This window comes from Flavobacterium sp. T12S277 (assembly GCF_048514875.1).
Taxonomy (GTDB): domain Bacteria; phylum Bacteroidota; class Bacteroidia; order Flavobacteriales; family Flavobacteriaceae; genus Flavobacterium.
This window is the reverse complement of record NZ_JBLYEG010000009.1, coordinates 64,785-84,060: the sequence shown is the minus strand read 5'-3', so window position 1 is coordinate 84,060 and position 19,276 is coordinate 64,785. Positions and strand designations below refer to the sequence as shown.

General features: G+C 36.0%; 15 protein-coding genes. 6 read left to right on the top strand and 9 right to left on the bottom strand.

What is annotated here, in order from left to right; all coding sequences use genetic code 11:
- Positions 1–61: 61 nt before the first annotated feature.
- On the bottom strand, positions 62–2,245 hold the full coding sequence (locus ACN1CN_RS14045; protein WP_264526141.1) for a carboxy terminal-processing peptidase: 2,184 nt from the start codon (positions 2,243–2,245) through the stop codon (positions 62–64).
- 201 nt (positions 2,246–2,446) lie between these two features.
- On the opposite strand from ACN1CN_RS14045, the gene surE reads away from it, so the two are divergent.
- The 4 genes from surE (at position 2,447) to ACN1CN_RS14025 (ending at position 7,073) form a co-directional block, all read left to right on the top strand.
- Positions 2,447–3,226 carry a 5'/3'-nucleotidase SurE gene (gene surE / locus ACN1CN_RS14040; protein ID WP_419136109.1) on the top strand — a complete coding sequence of 260 codons (780 nt, stop codon included), beginning with the start codon at positions 2,447–2,449 and terminating at the stop codon, positions 3,224–3,226.
- Between the two features lie 144 nt (positions 3,227–3,370).
- Positions 3,371–4,489, top strand: coding sequence for a lipid-A-disaccharide synthase (gene lpxB / locus ACN1CN_RS14035; RefSeq protein WP_264526139.1), 1,119 nt, complete (start codon positions 3,371–3,373; stop codon positions 4,487–4,489).
- Between the two features lie 12 nt (positions 4,490–4,501).
- Positions 4,502–4,987, top strand: a complete 486-nt coding sequence (locus ACN1CN_RS14030; RefSeq protein WP_419136108.1) for a C40 family peptidase — start codon at positions 4,502–4,504, stop codon at positions 4,985–4,987.
- Positions 4,988–5,033: 46 nt separating this feature from the next.
- Positions 5,034–7,073: a ComEC/Rec2 family competence protein gene (locus ACN1CN_RS14025; RefSeq protein ID WP_419136107.1), complete on the top strand. Its 2,040-nt coding sequence runs from the start codon at positions 5,034–5,036 to the stop codon at positions 7,071–7,073.
- An 88-nt stretch (positions 7,074–7,161) separates the two neighbouring features.
- Here ACN1CN_RS14025 and ACN1CN_RS14020 read toward each other — a convergent pair whose 3' ends face one another.
- The 7 genes from ACN1CN_RS14020 to ACN1CN_RS13990 all read right to left on the bottom strand — a co-directional run bounded on the left by ACN1CN_RS14020 (position 7,162) and on the right by ACN1CN_RS13990 (position 16,194).
- Positions 7,162–7,608 carry a thioredoxin family protein gene (locus tag ACN1CN_RS14020; protein ID WP_291285840.1) on the bottom strand — a complete coding sequence of 149 codons (447 nt, stop codon included), beginning with the start codon at positions 7,606–7,608 and terminating at the stop codon, positions 7,162–7,164.
- A 269-nt stretch (positions 7,609–7,877) separates the two neighbouring features.
- The gene (locus tag ACN1CN_RS14015) at positions 7,878–8,330 is read right to left on the bottom strand and encodes a thioredoxin family protein (RefSeq protein WP_264526135.1); all 453 of its coding nucleotides are present in this window, start codon (positions 8,328–8,330) and stop codon (positions 7,878–7,880) included.
- Positions 8,331–8,555: 225 nt separating this feature from the next.
- Positions 8,556–9,023: a thioredoxin family protein gene (locus ACN1CN_RS14010; protein ID WP_264526134.1), complete on the bottom strand. Its 468-nt coding sequence runs from the start codon at positions 9,021–9,023 to the stop codon at positions 8,556–8,558.
- A gap of 52 nt (positions 9,024–9,075) precedes the next feature.
- A complete protein-coding gene (locus ACN1CN_RS14005; protein ID WP_264526133.1) occupies positions 9,076–10,560 on the bottom strand; it encodes a peptide MFS transporter in 1,485 nt (494 codons plus the stop codon).
- 14 nt (positions 10,561–10,574) lie between these two features.
- On the bottom strand, positions 10,575–12,233 hold the full coding sequence (locus tag ACN1CN_RS14000; RefSeq protein WP_419136106.1) for a peptide MFS transporter: 1,659 nt from the start codon (positions 12,231–12,233) through the stop codon (positions 10,575–10,577).
- 78 nt (positions 12,234–12,311) lie between these two features.
- Positions 12,312–13,988 (bottom strand): peptide MFS transporter, encoded by a 1,677-nt coding sequence (locus tag ACN1CN_RS13995; protein WP_264526131.1) that lies wholly within the window; start codon positions 13,986–13,988, stop codon positions 12,312–12,314.
- 34 nt (positions 13,989–14,022) lie between these two features.
- Positions 14,023–16,194 carry a S9 family peptidase gene (locus ACN1CN_RS13990; RefSeq protein WP_419136105.1) on the bottom strand — a complete coding sequence of 724 codons (2,172 nt, stop codon included), beginning with the start codon at positions 16,192–16,194 and terminating at the stop codon, positions 14,023–14,025.
- A gap of 182 nt (positions 16,195–16,376) precedes the next feature.
- On the opposite strand from ACN1CN_RS13990, the gene ACN1CN_RS13985 reads away from it, so the two are divergent.
- Both ACN1CN_RS13985 and ACN1CN_RS13980 read left to right on the top strand, forming a co-directional pair.
- Entirely contained in the window at positions 16,377–17,693 is a 1,317-nt protein-coding gene (locus ACN1CN_RS13985) for a hydroxymethylglutaryl-CoA reductase, degradative (RefSeq protein WP_419136104.1), read from the top strand.
- Positions 17,694–17,782: 89 nt separating this feature from the next.
- A complete protein-coding gene (locus ACN1CN_RS13980; protein WP_419136103.1) occupies positions 17,783–18,697 on the top strand; it encodes a GYDIA family GHMP kinase in 915 nt (304 codons plus the stop codon).
- Between the two features lie 45 nt (positions 18,698–18,742).
- Here ACN1CN_RS13980 and ACN1CN_RS13975 read toward each other — a convergent pair whose 3' ends face one another.
- The gene (locus ACN1CN_RS13975) at positions 18,743–19,174 is read right to left on the bottom strand and encodes a hypothetical protein (protein ID WP_419136102.1); all 432 of its coding nucleotides are present in this window, start codon (positions 19,172–19,174) and stop codon (positions 18,743–18,745) included.
- Positions 19,175–19,276 lie beyond the last annotated feature (102 nt).

Here is a 19,276-nt window from a genome sequence, read left to right as displayed (position 1 = left end):
AAAACGCTCCAAAAAATATACTTTTTGGAGCGTTTTCTTAACAAATTAATCCTCTAAAGAACTAAGATTTTACTAATTTATCTCTTTTGATTTTAGTGGTATTGGTATTTTTCACCACACTTTTAACTTGTAAATCATCTAAAACATTCAATGCTTCTTCAACATAAACATCTTTAGACAACGCCTGATGCCAGGCATCTCTTTTTTCTTTTAACGTTGCATCGCTCTTCATTTCGAGCTCTTCGTAAGGCAATGATTTAAAAACCAGACTGTTTTTGTAATCAGAAATTGGTTTGTATTTTTTACCTTCATTTTCTACCTGCTCCTGAGTGGCTTTGAAACTTTTGATGTTTAAGCTATAGGTATTCTCTTTATTTTTAACATCAATCCATTTCGCATTGTCTTCAATTAATTTAAATTGCGCATTTTGAGCAATTCTGTTTCTACTGCTTTCAATTGCTTTGTTGAAATTTCCATTCGAATGCCATGTACTGTAATCAGCAGGATCTATTTTATCCCACGGCATCGCATTGTCAATATCGCGCTCTCCCATTTTTAAGTAAGCATAACGATCCGGCATTACCACATCACTATGAACTCCTTCTAACTGAGTTGAACCTCCATTGATTCTGTAAAACTTTTGTCCTGTAATTTTCAAAGCACCCAGATCTCCATAATTTGCGTTACGCACAAACTGATTTAAATCCAATACATTTTGAACTGTTCCTTTTCCGTAGGTTTGTTTACTACCAATGATCACTCCACGTTTGTAATCCTGAATTGCAGCAGCTAAAATTTCTGAAGCCGAAGCCGAGAAGCTGTTTACCATGATTACTAACGGACCATCCCACTCTACTTTTTTATCTTTGTCGTACAGTACTTCTTTCTTTTTTCCTGCCGATTTTACCTGAACGATTGGTCCTTCTTCAATAAACAATCCGGCAATATCCACTACAGTCGATAAAGATCCACCTCCATCGTCACGTACATCAAGCACGATACCGTTTATATCTTCTTTTTTAAGTCTTTCTACTTCAAGAGCAATGTCTTTCCCGGCATCACGACCGTCTTTATTTTCAAAATCGATATAAAATTTAGGTAAATAAATTACACCATATTTCAAACCGTTTCTTTCTACAATACTAGATTTAGCGTAAGTTTCTTCAATTTCAACTACATCTCTGATGATAGAAATGATCTTAATCGTACCGTCTACTTTTTTAACCGTAAGTTTAACCTCAGTTCCTTTGTGTCCTTTAATTTTTTTCACAACATCATCCAAACGCATTCCTACAACATCTACAGGCTCTTCGTTTCCTTGTGCAACTTTCAAAATTAAATCTCCGGCTTCAAGCTGTTTTCCTTTCCATGCCGGACCTCCTGAAATTAACTCATCGATTTGAGTAAAATCATTTTTCTTGGTCAGTCTTGCTCCGATACCTTCTAATTTTCCGCTGATGTTAACATCAAAACGGTCTTTATCTTCCGGTGCAAAATAACTGGTATGCGGGTCAAAACGCGTCATGATTGAGTTTACATATACTGAAAACCAATCTTCTTTGTTCAGATCTTTAATCAAACTAAAATTGTCGTCTAAAGATTTTAATGAACTTTCACGAGTTTCTTTTTCTAAAGTTTCAAAAGTTTTCTCCTTGTAATTAGGGTCTGTTTTCTTTTTATCTTCTTCTAATTTTTGTTTGGTTACCAACGAAGAAAGGGTAGACAATTTAATTTGTTTTCTCCATCTTTCATTAATCTCTGCTGTATTTTTTGCATACGGCAGTTTATCGTAATCCGCATTAAAAGTTTCATCCACATCGTAGTTGAAAGGCTGCGCTAAAATAGTCTTATAACGTTTTTTGCTTTCTTCCATTCGTTTCATCAATCTTGTATAGGTAAGATTGAAAAACGTTAAATCTTTATTCAAAAACTGATCGTCTAATTGCAGCTCATATTGTTTGAATTCATCAATATCAGATTGCAAAAAGAATCTTTTTGAAGGGTCTAATGCTTCGATATAATCTTTAAAAATTCCTTTAGAAAACTCGTCATTTATTTCTGCCGGACTGTAGTGTCCCTTTTCAATAACAAATGCTAATAATTCCAAAAGTGTTTTATCTCTATTCGGGTCCGGATCTACTGATTTGTCTGCATTTATCTTAAAAGCAAACAAAGTCAATGACAAGCATAATACGGCTATAAGTATTTTATAATTTCTTTTCATAAACTTAATAATAGCATTCATCAAATTTTTTAATCTAAGTTACGGTAAAAACTGTGCCAATAAAGCCAAGCCCGCTATAATTTTTTGTTAAAGATATAAAAATGTTTGATGCGCAAAAATCTTCTTCAAATTAGTTGACAAATTTTGGTTTATTTGTTCGTATTCTACCAAAATCTGTCACTACATTTGCTTAATACCCTTATATAACCTTACGATTTTAGCATGAAAAATGAGAAACCCCTAATATTAGTTACCAATGATGATGGCATTTTAGCTCCCGGAATCAGAGCTTTAATAAGTGTAATGGAAACGATTGGCGAAGTAGTGGTGGTGGCACCAGACAAACCTCAGAGTGCCATGGGCCATGCCATTACGATAAACAATACGCTGTTTCTTGACAAAATTTCTAAAGAAGAAGATGTGGTAACGGAATACAGCTGCTCCGGAACTCCTGTAGACTGTGTCAAACTGGCGGTAAATGAAATTTTAAAAAGAAAACCGGACTTGTGCGTTTCGGGAATTAATCACGGATCGAATTCATCTATTAATGTTATTTATTCAGGTACGATGAGTGCTGCCGTAGAGGCCGGAATAGAAGGCATTCAGGCAATTGGTTTTTCTTTACTGGATTTTGACTGGAATGCCGATTTTGACCCCATCAAGTCGTACGTTAAAAAGATTACTTTGGAAACGCTTGAAAACAAACTGCCGCCTGGTGTGGTTTTAAATGTAAATTTTCCAAAATTAAAAGAAGAAGAAATTAAAGGAATAAAAATTTGTCGTCAGGCAAAAGCCTACTACGCACAGAAGTTTGACAAAAGACAAACTCCATTCGGGAAAGATTATTACTGGCTTACCGGAAAATTCACCAACGAAGATCAGGGCGAAGATACCGATGAATGGGCTTTAGAAAACGGATATATTTCGGTTGTTCCGGTGCAATTTGATTTAACCGCACATCATGCTATGCAGCAGCTCAATACGTGGAAATTAAACGAATAAAACAAACCGCGAATTCTAGGACCAGAGGTATTGTTTTGACAGTCATTGTTCCGGCGATTTCAACTTTGTTTATTTAAATCTTATCTTTGTCCTGCAAAAATTCTTTTGTGTGTAAAGTTGGAAACACACTTTCAAAAAAAAAATATGAAATACTACATAATAGCTGGTGAAGCGTCAGGAGATTTACATGGTTCTAATTTAATGAAAGCCTTATACGAGGAAGATCCTCAGGCAGAAATTAGATTTTGGGGTGGTGATTTAATGCAAAAAGCCGGCGGAACTCTGGTAAAACATTACCGCGAACTGGCTTTCATGGGATTTGTTGAAGTTCTTTTCAATTTGAAAACGATTTTAAACAATATTAAAATTTGCAAAAAAGACATTACAGCTTTCCAGCCTGATGTTTTGATCTTTATAGACTATCCGGGTTTTAATATGCGGATTGCCAAATGGGCCAAAGCTTTGCATTACAAAACGCATTATTATATTTCGCCACAAATCTGGGCATGGAAAGAAAACCGTATTAAGGCAATCAAACAGGATATCGACAAGATGTTTGTGATCTTGCCTTTCGAAAAAAGTTTTTACGAAGACAAGCATCATTTTCCGGTTGATTTTGTTGGACATCCACTAATTGATGCGATTCAGAATCAGCCTTCGTTTGATGAAACGACCTTCAGAAAAGACAACCAATTGGGAGAAAAACCAATTATAGCAGTGCTACCCGGAAGCCGTCAACAGGAAATTACAAAAATGCTGAGTGTTATGCTTAGTGTTGTCGATGATTTTCAGGACTATGAATTTGTAATTGCAGGTGCTCCAAGTCAGGATTTTGAGTTTTATCAGCAATTTATCAGCAATAAAAACATCAAATTTATTTCGAACAAAACTTACGATTTGTTGCGTTCTTCAACGGCAGCTCTGGTAACCTCCGGAACGGCTACTCTGGAAACAGCTCTTTTTAAAGTTCCTGAAGTTGTTTGTTACAAAGGAAGTGCTATTTCCTATCAGATTGCAAAACGCATCATTACGCTAAAATACATCTCACTTGTTAATTTAATCATGGATAAAGAAGTGGTTACAGAATTAATTCAGGATGAATGCAATACCAAACGAATTAAAGAAGAACTGCAGAAATTGCTAACTCCTGATTATCGTGAAAAATTGCTAAAAAATTACGACATCCTGGAGCAAAAACTAGGCGGAATAGGCGCCAGTAAAAAAACGGCAAAACTTATTGTTGCTGACTTAAAAAACGTTTAATCCCTTTTTGATTTGAAAAAAGCAGCTCTTTTACTACTCGTCATTGTCCTTTTCGCTTCTTGTAAATCGGCTTCAACAGCGGTGAGCAATAAGGAAACGAAGCGCGAGAACAAGTATACTGTTACTCATTTAATTGAACACGCAACAGACAATATCGGGGTACGGTACAAAGCAGGCGGTACAACAAAAAGTGGCTATGACTGCTCGGGATTAGTGTTTACCACCTTTGAATCAGAAAATATAAAACTACCCCGAAATTCTTTTGAACAGGCCAAAGTGGGCAGGGTAATTAAGTTTAACGATGCCCGCAAAGGCGATTTAATCTTCTTTAAAACCAACAGAAGCAAACAAATCAATCATGTTGGACTGATTGTAGAAGTAAAGTCGGACGAAATTAAATTTGTCCATTCTTCCACCTCAAAAGGAGTGATCATTTCATCAACCAAAGAAGCTTACTACCAAAATTCATTTACTCAGATCAACAGGGTAATCGAATAATAAAATCATATTCTTTTTCTTACAAATAATTTAATACTTTTAACTGATGAAAGTATTAGATTTCCCTTTGACTAAAATTACCCTCTGCTTTATTTACGGTATTTTGGTTTCGTATTATGGTGTACCAGCATTTCAGGTGGTGGTTTCAGGCTTTCTCATTGGCTTTAGTCTTTTTTTACTGGTTTATTTTTCGATTCCAAAACATAAAAAGCTGTCGGTATTCTTCGGAATAAGCACGTATTGGGTTTCGTTTTTTATGGGAGCTTCGACACTTTTATTTCACACCGAATGGCTGCAAAAATCCAATTATACGCACAACAGGCAAGCTTTTACCGCACCTCAGACTATTACTTTTGTCATGCGCGAAAAACTAAAAAGCAATGCCTACAACGATCGCTATACTGCCCTGGTTAAAACCATCAACAACAGGAATTTCACCGGAAAAATTCTCGTAAACATTCAAAAGGACAGCGTAGCAAAGCCCGTTATTATTGGCCATATCCTAAAAGTCAAGACCATCTTACAACGCAATAACTCAAATAAAAACCCAAATCAGTTTGACTATAAAAAATACCTTTCGGACAAACAGACTTATGCTCAGGTATATCTGCATACGGCAGAAATTTCGGTGAGCCAAAAACTTCAAAAGGACATTTGGTATTATTCAGGCCGCTTACATTCCAGAATCTATAACAATCTGAAAAAGGCTGGCTTTAATCAAACAGAAATGAATGTGGCACTTGCGCTTATTTTGGGGCAACGACAAGAAATTTCAAACGATCTTATTCAGGATTATCAATTCTCAGGAGCCACACACATTTTGTCCGTTTCCGGACTGCATGTTGGTTTTATCATGCTGTTTATCCATTTTATTTTAAAACCGATTCCCAATACCCGAAAAGGTTCTTTACTAAAATTAGTTTCGATCCTGCTGTCACTTTCTCTTTTTGCGGTACTCTCCGGATTGTCTCCGTCGGTATTGCGCTCGGTTGTTATGTTTTCCTTTCTGGCTGTGGGCAACCATCTTAGAAGAGCTGGCAGTGTTTACCACACTTTATTGGTTTCTCTGCTTTTAATTCTGCTTTTTGAACCGTATTTTTTGTTTGATGTTGGTTTTCAACTCAGTTATCTCGCCTTGTTTTTTATTTTTTGGCTGCAACCTTTGTTAAAAAGTGTCTGGTCTCCAAAACTCCAAATTTCAAAATTTCTCTGGAATGCGCTAACCGTTTCCTTTGCTGCTCAGATAGGCACTTTACCGCTCTGTTTGTATTACTTTCATCAGTTTCCGGGTCTGTTTTTTGTGACCAATATTGTTGTAATTCCAATTTTGTCTTTTATAATGATCGCCGGAATTATCGTCCTCTTTCTTGCCATTTTTCTCCCCCCGCCTCTATTTTTAATTGAGATATTCGAAAAAAGTATTTTTCTTTTAAACCTTACGATTCACCACATAGCTTCGCTTGAATGGTTTGTTGTACGCAATGTCAGCTTTAACTTCTATCTTTTGATTGCTTCTTATTTTATCGTTGTTGCAGCCACTATTTGGGGCAGGAAAGTCAATTATACTACGACGTTTGCTGTACTGGTTTCTATTATCACCTTTCAAGTTTCTTTACTTTATACCAAAAGAGAAACAGAGTCCAACCAGGAGATGATTTTTTACCACCTCAAGAAAAGCTCTCTAATTTCGGAAAGAAAAGGCAGCACGATCAAGGTGTATTCAAATGATACTGTAGTGCTTCAAAAGCCAGAAGTAACCCTTCTGAACTCTTATTTGGTGGGAAACTTTGGCAAATTACACACTACCGCCAAAATGAAAAATCTGCTGTTTTTTAATGGTAAAAAAATCTTAGTGATCGATAGTTCCGGAATTTATGAAAGTAAAATTCAACCGGACATACTGCTGTTGATCCAGTCTCCAAAAATAAACTTAGATCGCGTTTTACAAATGGTACATCCGAAAATTATAATCGCAGACGGATCGAATGCTTACGCTATTCAGAACATCTGGAAAGGCAGCTGTACTAAAAAAAAGATCCCTTTTCACGCTACAGCCGAAAAGGGATTCTATTCTTTAACTGAATAAGCTGGGTAACAGCTCGCGAAAAGACCAACAGGCCTGTTCTTAAGAGCAGAATACTTTTACAGTCTTCACTTTCAGCAGGCAAAAAAGCTTATGGATTCAAAATTAGATTTGCATCTGCTATCCACGTTTTTGCGCCTCCCTGTCTATAAGGAACCAGTCCTAGATTGTTAAAGGTGGTTTTGCCTTTTCGGACGGAAGCCATCAAAAGACATACTTGTGGGAGTTCTGCGATGCCTAAAGCATTTTTTAGTTTCAGATTTTGCTCTTTTACCACATCAGACACGGAAGTATCAGACAGATCAAGTTTTACTAAAATAACATTATCACGCGACCATACCGCAAAATCAGGCGTAACAAAAATTTCACTCTGCATTCTCTGTGGAGCCCCCGCAGTTGTAAAAAAAATCAACAAAGGCCGTTTTTGTGTGTCACTTGCCATGATGGCATCATTCATATCTGTCTTCCAAATTAGGTTTTGTGAATGCAGACCAAACGCACCTAAAAAGAACAATAAGATAAGTAGTTTTCGGGTCATATTAAATTGGTTTTTAAGTAGGTTAATGCAACGAAATTAACATAATATCTTTACCAAACAAGATATATTTAAACAAAAGCGATAAAAAAAATAACAAAAATTCAAATTCATTAATAAAGTCATAAATTTTTAAGAAAACTAAAAAATATTCGCTTTTAAATGACAAAATCACTGATTAACAGCACCAACTGTTTCAAAAAAAATCCCTTCTCACCCGAGAGCAAAAAGGGAATCTACAAATTAAACTAAGAAACTTAATTTAAATTTTATCATTCGCTTGAATGTAGTATTGCATTTGATTCGGCAATCCAGGCTTTTGCACCACCCGGTTTATACGAAATTTTTCCTAAGGCGCTAAATGTAGTTTTATTTTTTCTGATCGAGGCGCTTGCGAAACATACTTCGGGTAAGTCCTCTACCCCAAAAGCAGCTTTTAGTTTGAGTTTTTGCTCTTTATCACTTTCATCGGCAGTACTGTCAGACAAATCAAGCTTTACGAGAATAACGTTGTCGCGTGACCAAACCGCAAAATCGGGAGTTTTGAAAATTTCGTTTTGAAGATTTTCCGGTACACCTGAGGCAGTGAATAAAATTAGCATTGGTTTTTTCTGTTCATTACTAAGTGCAATTGCATCCGTCATGTTCGTTTTCCAAACTAAGTTCTGTGCCTGCATAAAAATTGAACCGAAAAAAAATAGTAGGATAAGTATTTTTTTGGTCATATTAAATTGGTTTTTGGTTAGATTATCGAGACGAAATTAACATAATATTTTAATTTTCCAATTTTTATTAATACAAAAAATACATTATATACTTTTTTAACTAAAATTAAATATCAAATACTTAATAAGTGTAAAATCGGTAATTCCTTTTTCCTACTAAACAAAAAAACTCCTTACCAAAAGGCAAGGAGTTTTCTGAACTATAATTGTAACGGGGTATTTAGTTTAAGATTTTTTCGGATGTACAATTCCTTCCGCAACTGTTAACCAGGCAGTCGGACCTCCCGCCACGTATCCTGTCTGACCCAGTCCTTTAAAATTGACTTTGCCGTCTTTGGATTCAGCGCTTGTAAAATAAATAGTAGGGAATCCCTGAATTCCGAATGCTTGCTGCAATTCATTATTCTGATTTTTAAGCTCCGGCGTCTGCGGTGTTCTTCTTGGATAATCAAGCTCCACTAAAACCACATTTTCGGTTGCCCATTTTTTGAATTCAGCAGTTTTTAAAACCTCATTCTGTAAACGAATACACCATCCACACCAGTCACTTCCGGTAAAAAACATCAACAAAGGTTTTTTTTCCTTATTACTTATTGTGATAGCTTCTTTGACATCTGTATACCATTTTAGCTCTTGTGCCTGTGTTACAAATGCTCCGGTTAAAAACAGTGTTATTAAAAATATTTTTTTCATATCCCTTTTATTTTTCACAAATTTAAACAAAAAAAGAATCGCAAAATGTCGTCTATTTTACTTCTTGCATTAATTTTCTAATAATTGGCGAAATTGCCAATAAAATCAAACCTGCAACAAGCGAATAAATAGCCAGTTGGTAGTAACCTTCTGTATACGATTGCAATTTAGAAATCAAGGTGTCTCCGGTATTTGATCTGGAAATCTCGGCTCCCAGTTTACCCGCAGCCAACTGTCCAAAAGCACTTGCAAGGAACCACAATCCCATCATCATTCCGAATAATCTTTTTGGAGACAATTTAGTAATGATCGACATTCCAATCGGCCCCAGACAAAGCTCTCCAATAGTGGTTATCAGATACGCAAACGTAAAGACATTTAATGACGCAATTCCATTAGCATCAGCAAAGAATTTGGTCAGATAGAAGATGTAGAAAGAAGCTGCCAGGAATAAAAACCCAATTCCGAATTTAATCAAAGTATTCGGTTCAATTTTACGCTTCCCTAACCATATCCATAATAAACCAATAAGCGGACTTAAAACGACTACAAAGAAAGTATTCGAGCTGTTGTTCACAACGTTGGGATCAATTGTAAAAAACAACAATTTATTGTTTAGATTGTCTTTTGCAAAAAGCGATAATGATCCACCACTTTGTTCGTAAATAGAATTAAACAGGAAGTAGAAAAATACAAACAGAAAAGCAGCAAAAAGCTTCTTTTGCAATTTAGAATCTCCCAGTTTAAACAATTCATAAGCAAAATACAAAACGGCAACTGTACCAATAGTATACATGAAATAATCCGTATACTTCGTATTCTTAACCATTATAAAGATAAAAGGCAAACTCAAAATAGACACAGCATATACGGCTATCTCGCGAATTCGTCTCTTTTGCGGTGTTAAATTCAATAACGGAGAATCACCAATTGGTCCTAAATGTTTTTTCGTAAATAAGAAGGTGATCAAACCTAAAAACATTACAATTGCAGCGGATAAAAAGCACAATTGCCAAGAATAAAACTTCCCTAAATACACACACAGGGCACCTCCAAAAAGTCCACCCACATTTATTCCGGCATAAAACATTCCGTAACCCGCGTCTCTACGGCCATCTTCTTCATGGTACAATTCTCCTACCATCGAAGAAACGTTCGGCTTAAAAAAACCAGTCCCGATAATCGAGAAGGCAATTCCGTAATAAAAGAAATCATGAGGCGCAATAGCAATCAAAAGATTCCCCAGAATCATAACGATTCCACCAAAAAATAATGATTTTTTGAACCCCAGCACTTTATCTGCAAAAATTCCGCCTATAAAAGTAAAGGCATACACAAAAGCCTGAATGGCCCCGTATTGCTCGCTGGCATGATCTTCTTTCAAAAAAAGCTGATCTACCATAAAAATAACAAGAACACCTCGCATTCCATAAAAACAAAAACGCTCCCACATTTCAACAAAAAACAAGTACCACAGTTGTTTCGGGTAATTGCCTTTAAAATTTTGAATCTCCTCTAAAGTGATCTTCTGCTCCATTTATTTATACATAATTAATTAATTCCTTTTTCTTTCATTACTTTGTTAAGCTGTTTTACCAAAGCAAACATAAGTACTGTTGCAAACATTAACAAGGCGAAATTAACCCAAAAAAAGTTAGCTTTATTGTCGTAGGTATCCCACATACTCGCCAAAACTCCGCTTAACTTATTACCTATCGAGGTCGATAAAAACCAGCCTCCCATCATTAAAGAGGTAATGTTTACCGGACTTAGTTTAGATACTACTGATAATCCCATCGGGCTTAAAAACAATTCTCCTATGGTTATGATGCCGTAATTGGCCACCAGCCACCAAACACTCACTTTCTCTGCTCCATTATGACCAATTTGAACCGCAGCGATCATCACTAAAACTGACAGGGCCGAAATTAATAAGCCAAAAGCAATTTTAGTAGGTGTTGAAGGTTCTTTTTTTCTTGCTCGTAAAAAAGAGAAAAAAGCAACGATCAAAGGGGTTAATATGATTACCCAGGCCGGGTTTATCGATTGACTTAAATTGGTTGCCCACAGGTGTACTTTGCCGCCTTCTACCGGAAGTTTCTCTGGCGCAACGTTTCGAAAATATAGCGGATAATTTACTTCTTTCTGAACTTCTCCGTTTACTTTTTGCAAACGAAACTGATCATCGTAAAGTTCTAAAGATTCTTTTTTGTATTCGACTTCTTTGGCTAGTTTTAATTTTCCAACAAGCTGCCCCGTAGTTCCGGTAACTTCTCTGTCGGTATAGCGATCTGCCCAGGTGGTAAGTGCCGAGCCATTCAGTTTAAAAACTGCCCAAAATAAAATGACAACACCAAAAATAGCCAACAAAGCTCCTATTGGTCGTTTATCTTCTGCTTTTGCTTTAAAATAAAGTGATCCGTAAAAGAAAATTATTGGGATACAGGCAAATATAAAGGCATCTGTACTATCTGAACCAAAAATATAGCTGTCTACATTCGTTTCTGAGGTTACTCCTTTTATCAACCAGCCAATGGCTCCAAAAATAAACGATGGTAATAAAATAAACAGGATGATTTTGTAAAACGGCATATCGCCTTCCTGCACTCCTTTTTTCTGATCGTGGCCTACATAATGTTTTGTACCTAATAAAAAGACAATAACACCTATAAACATACCTACACCCGCAGCCATAAAGGCCCAATGCCAACCTAATAGAATTTGCAGTACAGCACCAAAGAAATTACAGATAAAACCTCCAACATTAATTCCCATATAGAAAATATTGTAGCCTTCGTCTTTTTTGTCTTTGTATTCTTCATTAGAATAAAAACTTCCTAATAAGGTAGAAATATTGGGTTTAAAAAAGCCATTCCCTACAATGACCAAAGTCATTGCAATATAAAGCACCGTTATATCATGAACTCCCATCAGGAAGTAACCAATACCCATTAAAATACCACCTAAAACAATAGATTTTTTATAGCCTAAATAGCGATCAGCAACAAGTCCGCCGATAAAAGGAGTTAAAAAAACCAATGCGATAAAAGTTCCGTAAAGATCCGAAGCTTCTTTTTCGGTCATGGAGAAACCTGCTTTTACATCTTTTAGATATAAAGTAAAGATTCCAATCATTAAATAATATCCAAAACGTTCCCACATTTCAGACAAGAACAAATAAGGCAATGCTTTGGGGTGTTTTTTCCACATAAGTATACAGTCTTTAAAATTAAAATTACCTACAAGCCTAAACCTGTAGGTAATTTTTGATATTAGGATTATTATTATTTATCGAACGCCATGCATCATCTTTTTCAAGAATGGAGTTAACGCAAATAATATAATTGCAGCAAGTCCTGTAAGCACTACGAATACCATAAAGAATTCGTATAAGTTATGGATTTCAAATCCAGCAAAGAAGTGGTTGTGTGAACTAATCTGATGCTTTTCTAATAAAGCCAACTGTTCAGCTGTTGGTGTAATTTTGTTGTCTAAAACTGCCTGAAGATCAATTCCCAATTCTTTTGCTTTTGCAAATTTATCTCCTGTTGCAGGCAAGATTGAACCTAAAGTTCCTCCTAAAGCATAACCAGATGCATTTGACAAGAAGAATACTCCGTATAATAATGAAGCAAAACGCTTTGGAGATAATTTACCAACTAATGATAATCCGATTGGAGACAAGCACAATTCAGCACATGTATTCAAGAAATACAATAAGATCAGCCATTTTACTAATAATAACCCTGAAGTTCCAATATAAGAAACCTGAGTAGCGATCATAAAGAAACTAACAGAGATCACGACTAAACCAACGGCTAATTTTACCGGTGAAATTGGCTCTTTCCCTTTAGCTCTTAAGGTATCCCATAAAATACTGAAAGGTACTGCAAGTAAAACTACAAATAGTCCGTTAAAAATCTGAACCATTGACGGAGGCATTTGCCATCCGAAGAAATTTCTGTCCGTTTGATTGTCTGCGATAAAAGTTAAAGAGGAACCTGCTTGTTCGAAAGCAGCCCAGAAGAAAATAATGAAAAAGGAAACGATATAAATAACGATAATCCTGTCTCTTTCTACTTTAGTTAAAGAAGTATCCGAAATAATTAATCCGGCTAATGATAAACCACTAGAGTAAATCAAAGTATAGATTAAGTTCTGACCTACCACATAATGGAAAAAGAATCCTAAAGCCACAAATGCAAGACCGGCAATTGTTAACGCTTTATTGGAGAAATTTGCTTTTTGTGCTTCTCCTTCTTCAAAATCAGAAGCATCATTTTTAGAAGGTAATCCTCCTAATGGTTTTCCTTCAGGAGAAACCACATATTTATTTTTCAGGAAGTAGAAAAGAATGGTTCCGATGAACATTGCAGCAGAAGCCGCCATGAATCCCCATCTGAAAGCATGAATGTCTCTAATTCCACCTGCATCTTTTACATCTCCTAACAACGGACAAATAGACTGACCTAAAAAGGCTCCAATATTGATTCCCATATAGAAAATAGTAAAAGCACTATCTAGTTTTGTTTTTTCTTGTTTAGGATACAAACTTCCCACCATACTGGAAATGTTTGGCTTAAAGAATCCGTTACCAAATACGATAACTCCTAAAGCAGAATACATGATTGTTTTTGCCAAACCTAAGTTCGCTTCAAAAACACTACCACTGGTAAACAACAACAATTGTCCAATCGCCATAAGCAACCCGCCCAGCATAATACAATTTCTGTTACCTAAAAAACGATCGGCAACAAAACCGCCCAACATTGGCGTTAAATAACAAAGTCCAAGGAAACCTCCATAAATTAAAGATGCCTCTTCTTCCTTCATCAATAATGAATTCACAAGAAATAAAGTTAATAAAGCTCGCATTCCATAAAAGTTGAATCGCTCCCACATCTCCGTTCCAAATAATACCCATAGTCCTTTTGGATGCGCTGTTTTTACTTGAGTTTCTCCCATATTCTTTATTATTTATTTAAGGTTTAGTTTTATGTTATAAGTTTTCTTTGATAAAGTTAGTCATCTTGTTATAAAGCTGAATTCTGGTCTTCCCACCATATATCCCGTGATTTTTATCCGGATAAATTTGAGAATCGAATTGTTTATTCGCCTGAATTAAAGCTTCCATCATCTGCATTGAATTTTGTACATGCACGTTGTCATCCGCTGATCCGTGAATCAATAAAAATTTCCCTTTTAGTTTATCAACGTGATTGATTGGAGAGTTCTGATCGTAACCGCTTGCATTTTCCTGTGGAGTCTGCATGTATCTTTCGGTGTAAACGCTGTCATAAAAACGCCAGTTTGTTACCGGAGCCACTGCGATTGCCATTTTGAAAACATCATTCCCTTGAAAAATACAATTTGAAGCCATAAATCCACCATAACTCCAACCGAAGATTCCAATTCTTGAAGAATCCACATACGGATAAGCTCCGATTACTTTTGCAGCATCAATCTGATCTTCTACTTCGTATTTCCCTAATTCTTTTTGAGTTACTTTTTTGAAATCAGCACCTTTAAATCCTGTTCCTCTACCGTCAACACAAGCTACAATATAACCTTGCTGTGTAAGAGACACAAACCAGTAGTCGTCTGAATTGTTCCAGTCGTTGTTTACCTGTTGAGAACCCGGACCAGAATACTGATACATGAAAACTGGGTATTTTTTAGAAGGATCAAAGTCTTTTGGTTTTAAAATCCATGCATTAAGTTCATTTCCTTTTGCTGTTTTTAAAACAAAAAATTCTTTTGCAGGTAAGTTATAAGCAGCTAGTTTAGAAGACAACTCTTTGTTGTTTTCGATAACCTGAATTTCTTTTCCTGTCTTCGCCTCGTTTAAGGTATAAGTAGTTGGCTGCAGATTGCTTGAAAACGTATTGATAAAGAACTGGAAGTTAGGACTGAAAGTTGCCGAACTGGTTCCTATATTTTTAGACAAACGAACTTTGTTCTTTCCGTCTAAAGCAATGCGATAAATATCTCTGTTGATCGAACCGTTTTCTGTAGATTGGTAGAAAACTGTTTTGTTTTTTTCGTCGAAACCGTAGTATGAAGTTACTTCCCAGTTTCCTTTTGTTACCTGATTCTTAAGCTTTCCGTTTTTATCGTATACATAAATATGATTAAACCCGTCTTTTTCACTTGTCCAAATAAAGCTATTGTCTTTTAAGAAGGTCAAATTGTCGGTAACATCGACATAAGCTTTGTCTTTTTCATTTAAAACCACTTTTGCCGCAGCAGTAGTTCCATCTACAAACAACAAATCCAGATTATCCTGGTGACGGTTTAACACCTGAGCCGACAATACATTGTTGTCATTTGTCCATTGTAATCTTGCAATATAAAAGTCGTTGTAATTTCCTAAATCCACTTTTTTACCTGTATTACTCACCGCATCATAGATATGTAAAGATACTACTGAGTTTTTTTCTCCTGCTTTAGGATATTTAAATGTTTCAATTGTTGGATACAAATCTTTTTGAAAGATTGACATCGAAAACTCCGGAACAGCACTTTCGTCAAAACGGATATAAGCTAGTTTTTTACTGTCTTTACTCCAGTCGAAGGCACGTACAAATGAAAACTCTTCTTCGTAAACCCAGTCGGTAATACCATTGATGATAGCATTTTTCTTTCCGTCGGTTGTAACGGCTGTTGTTTTTTTAGAAGCTAAGTCGTATACATACAAGTTATTCTCTTTTGCATAGGCGATTTTAGTTCCGTCAGGAGAAAAAGTAGGCTCCTGAATCTGAAAATCGAACAGTTTCGTTAACGATTTTGTATTGATATCGTATAAAAAATAATCTGCTGTAAACGAGTGGCGGAAGATTTGTTTGGTATTACACGCAATTAAAATCTTTTTCTCCGAGGCATCAAAAGTATAACTGTCAATTCCTTCAGCAAGTGCTGCGTGGTTTTTGGTATCAATTAAATTGGCCACTTTTTTTAGTGTCGCAAAGTCATACAAATCGATCTGCATGCTTCTGCTGGCCTGATCTACATTTAAGACCGTATATTGCTCTGTATTTTTTAACGATTGCAGTTCATCCATTCCTTTTGCCCGAAATGCTCCCGTATAAATATTCTCGACAGTAATTTTTTGTTGACCGAAAACAGTAGCAACTAAAAATAAAAATATAACAGTAATTTTACCTGTATTCATTAGAATTATTTTAAATATAAAAAAGAGCCCAATTTTAGTAAAAAAAATGAACATAATACCCATTATAATTGTTAAATGTTAAAAAAAATAACGATTGCGTATTTTTCAATTTTCAAATACATTGCAAACAAAAGTCTTAAAATAGTATCTTTGCGGCATCTTTACCCTTTAAAATACTGAGAATGAACAACGCTGTTGCCGGATTTTCGAAATTATCCAAAAAAGAAAAAATAAACTGGATTGCCAATACCTATTTTTCAAGCCCTGAAGAGGCCCTGACGATTATAAGAAATTACTGGAATTCAGACGAAAAGCTACAACAATTGCACGATGAATTCATTGAAAATACGATTACCAATCTCTACATCCCGCTTGGAGTCGCGCCTAACTTCCTGATCAACGGAAAATACAAAACGATTCCGATGGCAATTGAAGAAAGTTCAGTCGTTGCCGCGGCATCAAAAGCAGCCAAATACTGGTCGACAAGAGGCGGCTTTAAAGCTACTGTAATTGCTACAGAAAAAATTGGGCAGGTACACTTTACCTTCAACGGAGATGCTGAAAAACTGGAATCTTTTTTTAACCAGATTAAACCTAAATTATTTTCCGACACTCAAAGCATTACCAAAAATATGCAGCAACGCGGTGGCGGAATTTTAGATATAAAACTAAAAGACAAAAGAAGTCTTCTTGAAAATTACTTTCAACTTCATGCTACTTTTGAAACCAAAGACAGTATGGGAGCCAATTTTATCAATTCGTGTCTGGAGCAGTTTGCTACTACCTTAAAGGACGAATTCCATCATTCTGATTTATTTTCAGAAGAGGAAACTTTAAAAGTAATCATGAGCATTTTGTCTAATTATGTTCCCAATTGCATTGTTAAGGCCGAAGTTTCCTGTCCAGTTGAAGACTTAACCGAAAAGCACATCTCAAACCCGCAGGAGTTTGCCGAGCGTTTTGTACAAGCAGTTCAGATTGCCGAAGTAGAACCTTTCAGGGCTGTAACACACAATAAAGGAATTATGAACGGAATTGACGCCGTAATTCTTGCAACCGGAAATGATTTCAGAGCAGTTGAAGCGGGAGTCCATGCTTATGCCTCCAAAAACGGTCAATACTCAAGTTTATCTCACGCTAAAATCGAAGACGGAATTTTTACTTTCTGGCTTGAAATCCCTTTAGCCTTGGGAACTGTAGGCGGATTGACCTCTTTGCACCCACTTGTAAAACTATGTTTTGACATACTCGAAAAACCTTCTGCAAAAGAATTAATGGAGGTTGTAGCCGTTGCCGGTCTTGCTCAAAACTTTGCTGCCTTACGTTCGCTTACCACTACCGGAATTCAGGAAGGACATATGAAAATGCACCTGAACAATATTATCAATCAATTTGAAGCGACTGAAGAAGAACGTCATTTGATTAAAGCTCATTTTAAGAAAAATGCCGTTTCGCACAGTGCTGTGGTGGAATTTATTGAAAATCTTAGAACAAAGTAAAAATTCCAACTTTCAAATTCCAAATTCCAATTAACCCTGGATTTTGGAATTTGGAATTTGAAAGTTGGAATTTAATTTATAATTGAAGAATGAAAACAACCTTTTACAGTAACGGAAAGTTGCTTATTTCCGGAGAATATCTTGTTTTAGATGGCGCCGATGCTTTTGCGTTGCCTACCAAATTTGGCCAGGATTTGGTGGTTGAAAATGGCTCAAACCGCGAAATCAATTGGAAAAGTTATGATTTTGACAGACAGCTTTGGTTTGAAGATACGCTCACATTTTCGGAGATTATCGACAATCCTACATCAGAACCTGAAACTGTAAAAACGACTTTAATTCAAATTTTGCACGAAGCCTATCGTTTAAATCCTAATTTTCTCGAAAATACCGACGGCTACAACATCAGCACCCATCTTAGCTTCCCTAAAAACTGGGGATTAGGCACTTCGTCAACCTTGCTAAACAATGTGGCACAATGGACTAAAGTTAATGCGTTTACTTTGTTAAAAAACAGTTTCGGAGGCAGCGGTTATGACATTGCCTGTGCGCAAAATGACACGCCAATCGTTTACCAAATTGAAAATAATACGGTAAAACCAGTCTCTTTTCATCCCGATTTTACCCGAAATATTCATTTTGTTTATCTGAATAAAAAACAAAATAGCAAAGCAGCGATACAAGCTTATTACAACAATAAAAATCAAAATTTAGCGCAAAATATCACCGAAAACAACAAAATTACGACTGCGATTCTGAGTGCTAAAACGGTAAAAGAGTTTTCTTTTGCCATTGAAAAACATGAGATTCACCTGAGTGATATTCTCGAAATGCAAACCATTAAAGAGGCTGCTTTTCCTGATTTCGATGGTGTTGTAAAGAGTCTTGGAGCTTGGGGTGGCGACTTTGTAATGGTGATATCAAAAGAAGAACCGCGATCCTATTTTGCTTCAAAAGGGTACGAAACGATCCTGAGTTATGATGAAATGATTTTACAAAAATAAGGCTATTAAGAGCGTCAACCGGTCTCAAACAACAGAAACGAGACGCTAGTTTACCTTTTTACTTTCCAGATCGTTCGTTTCCAGTCTTCGCACCTTTTGGGTCTCCAGTTCATTAGATTCCCTAAGCGTGTTGTGCAAACGTTCTGCCATTTTTTCTATATTATTGGTGATAGAATCATAGACTTCTTCCATTCGGCGGTGTTTTTCTTCTTTTACAGCTTTCAAAACATCCTCCACAAAAGCTTTATCGTATTTTTCAGCAACAGAATCCCGGGTATTGGTAAGCCTGATGACATAATCGTTGCCCAATATGGTCACTTTAAAATGCTGTTCTTTGTTACTTAAGTAATACTTCCCTCCTAATTCATCACCGTTGATTTCGGTGCTGCTCAATTTTAAAAGCTCTGTTATTATTCCAAAAATGTGATTCTCTATTTTAGAATACACTCTTGGCTTTCTTCTCAACAGCTTAAACATAAAATTTAAATGCTAGATTATTACGGTATTTGCTCATGGTTCTTTTGTAACTCTTAATTTAAAACAGAATTTCAACAAATTAACTATAATATTCTGAATGTC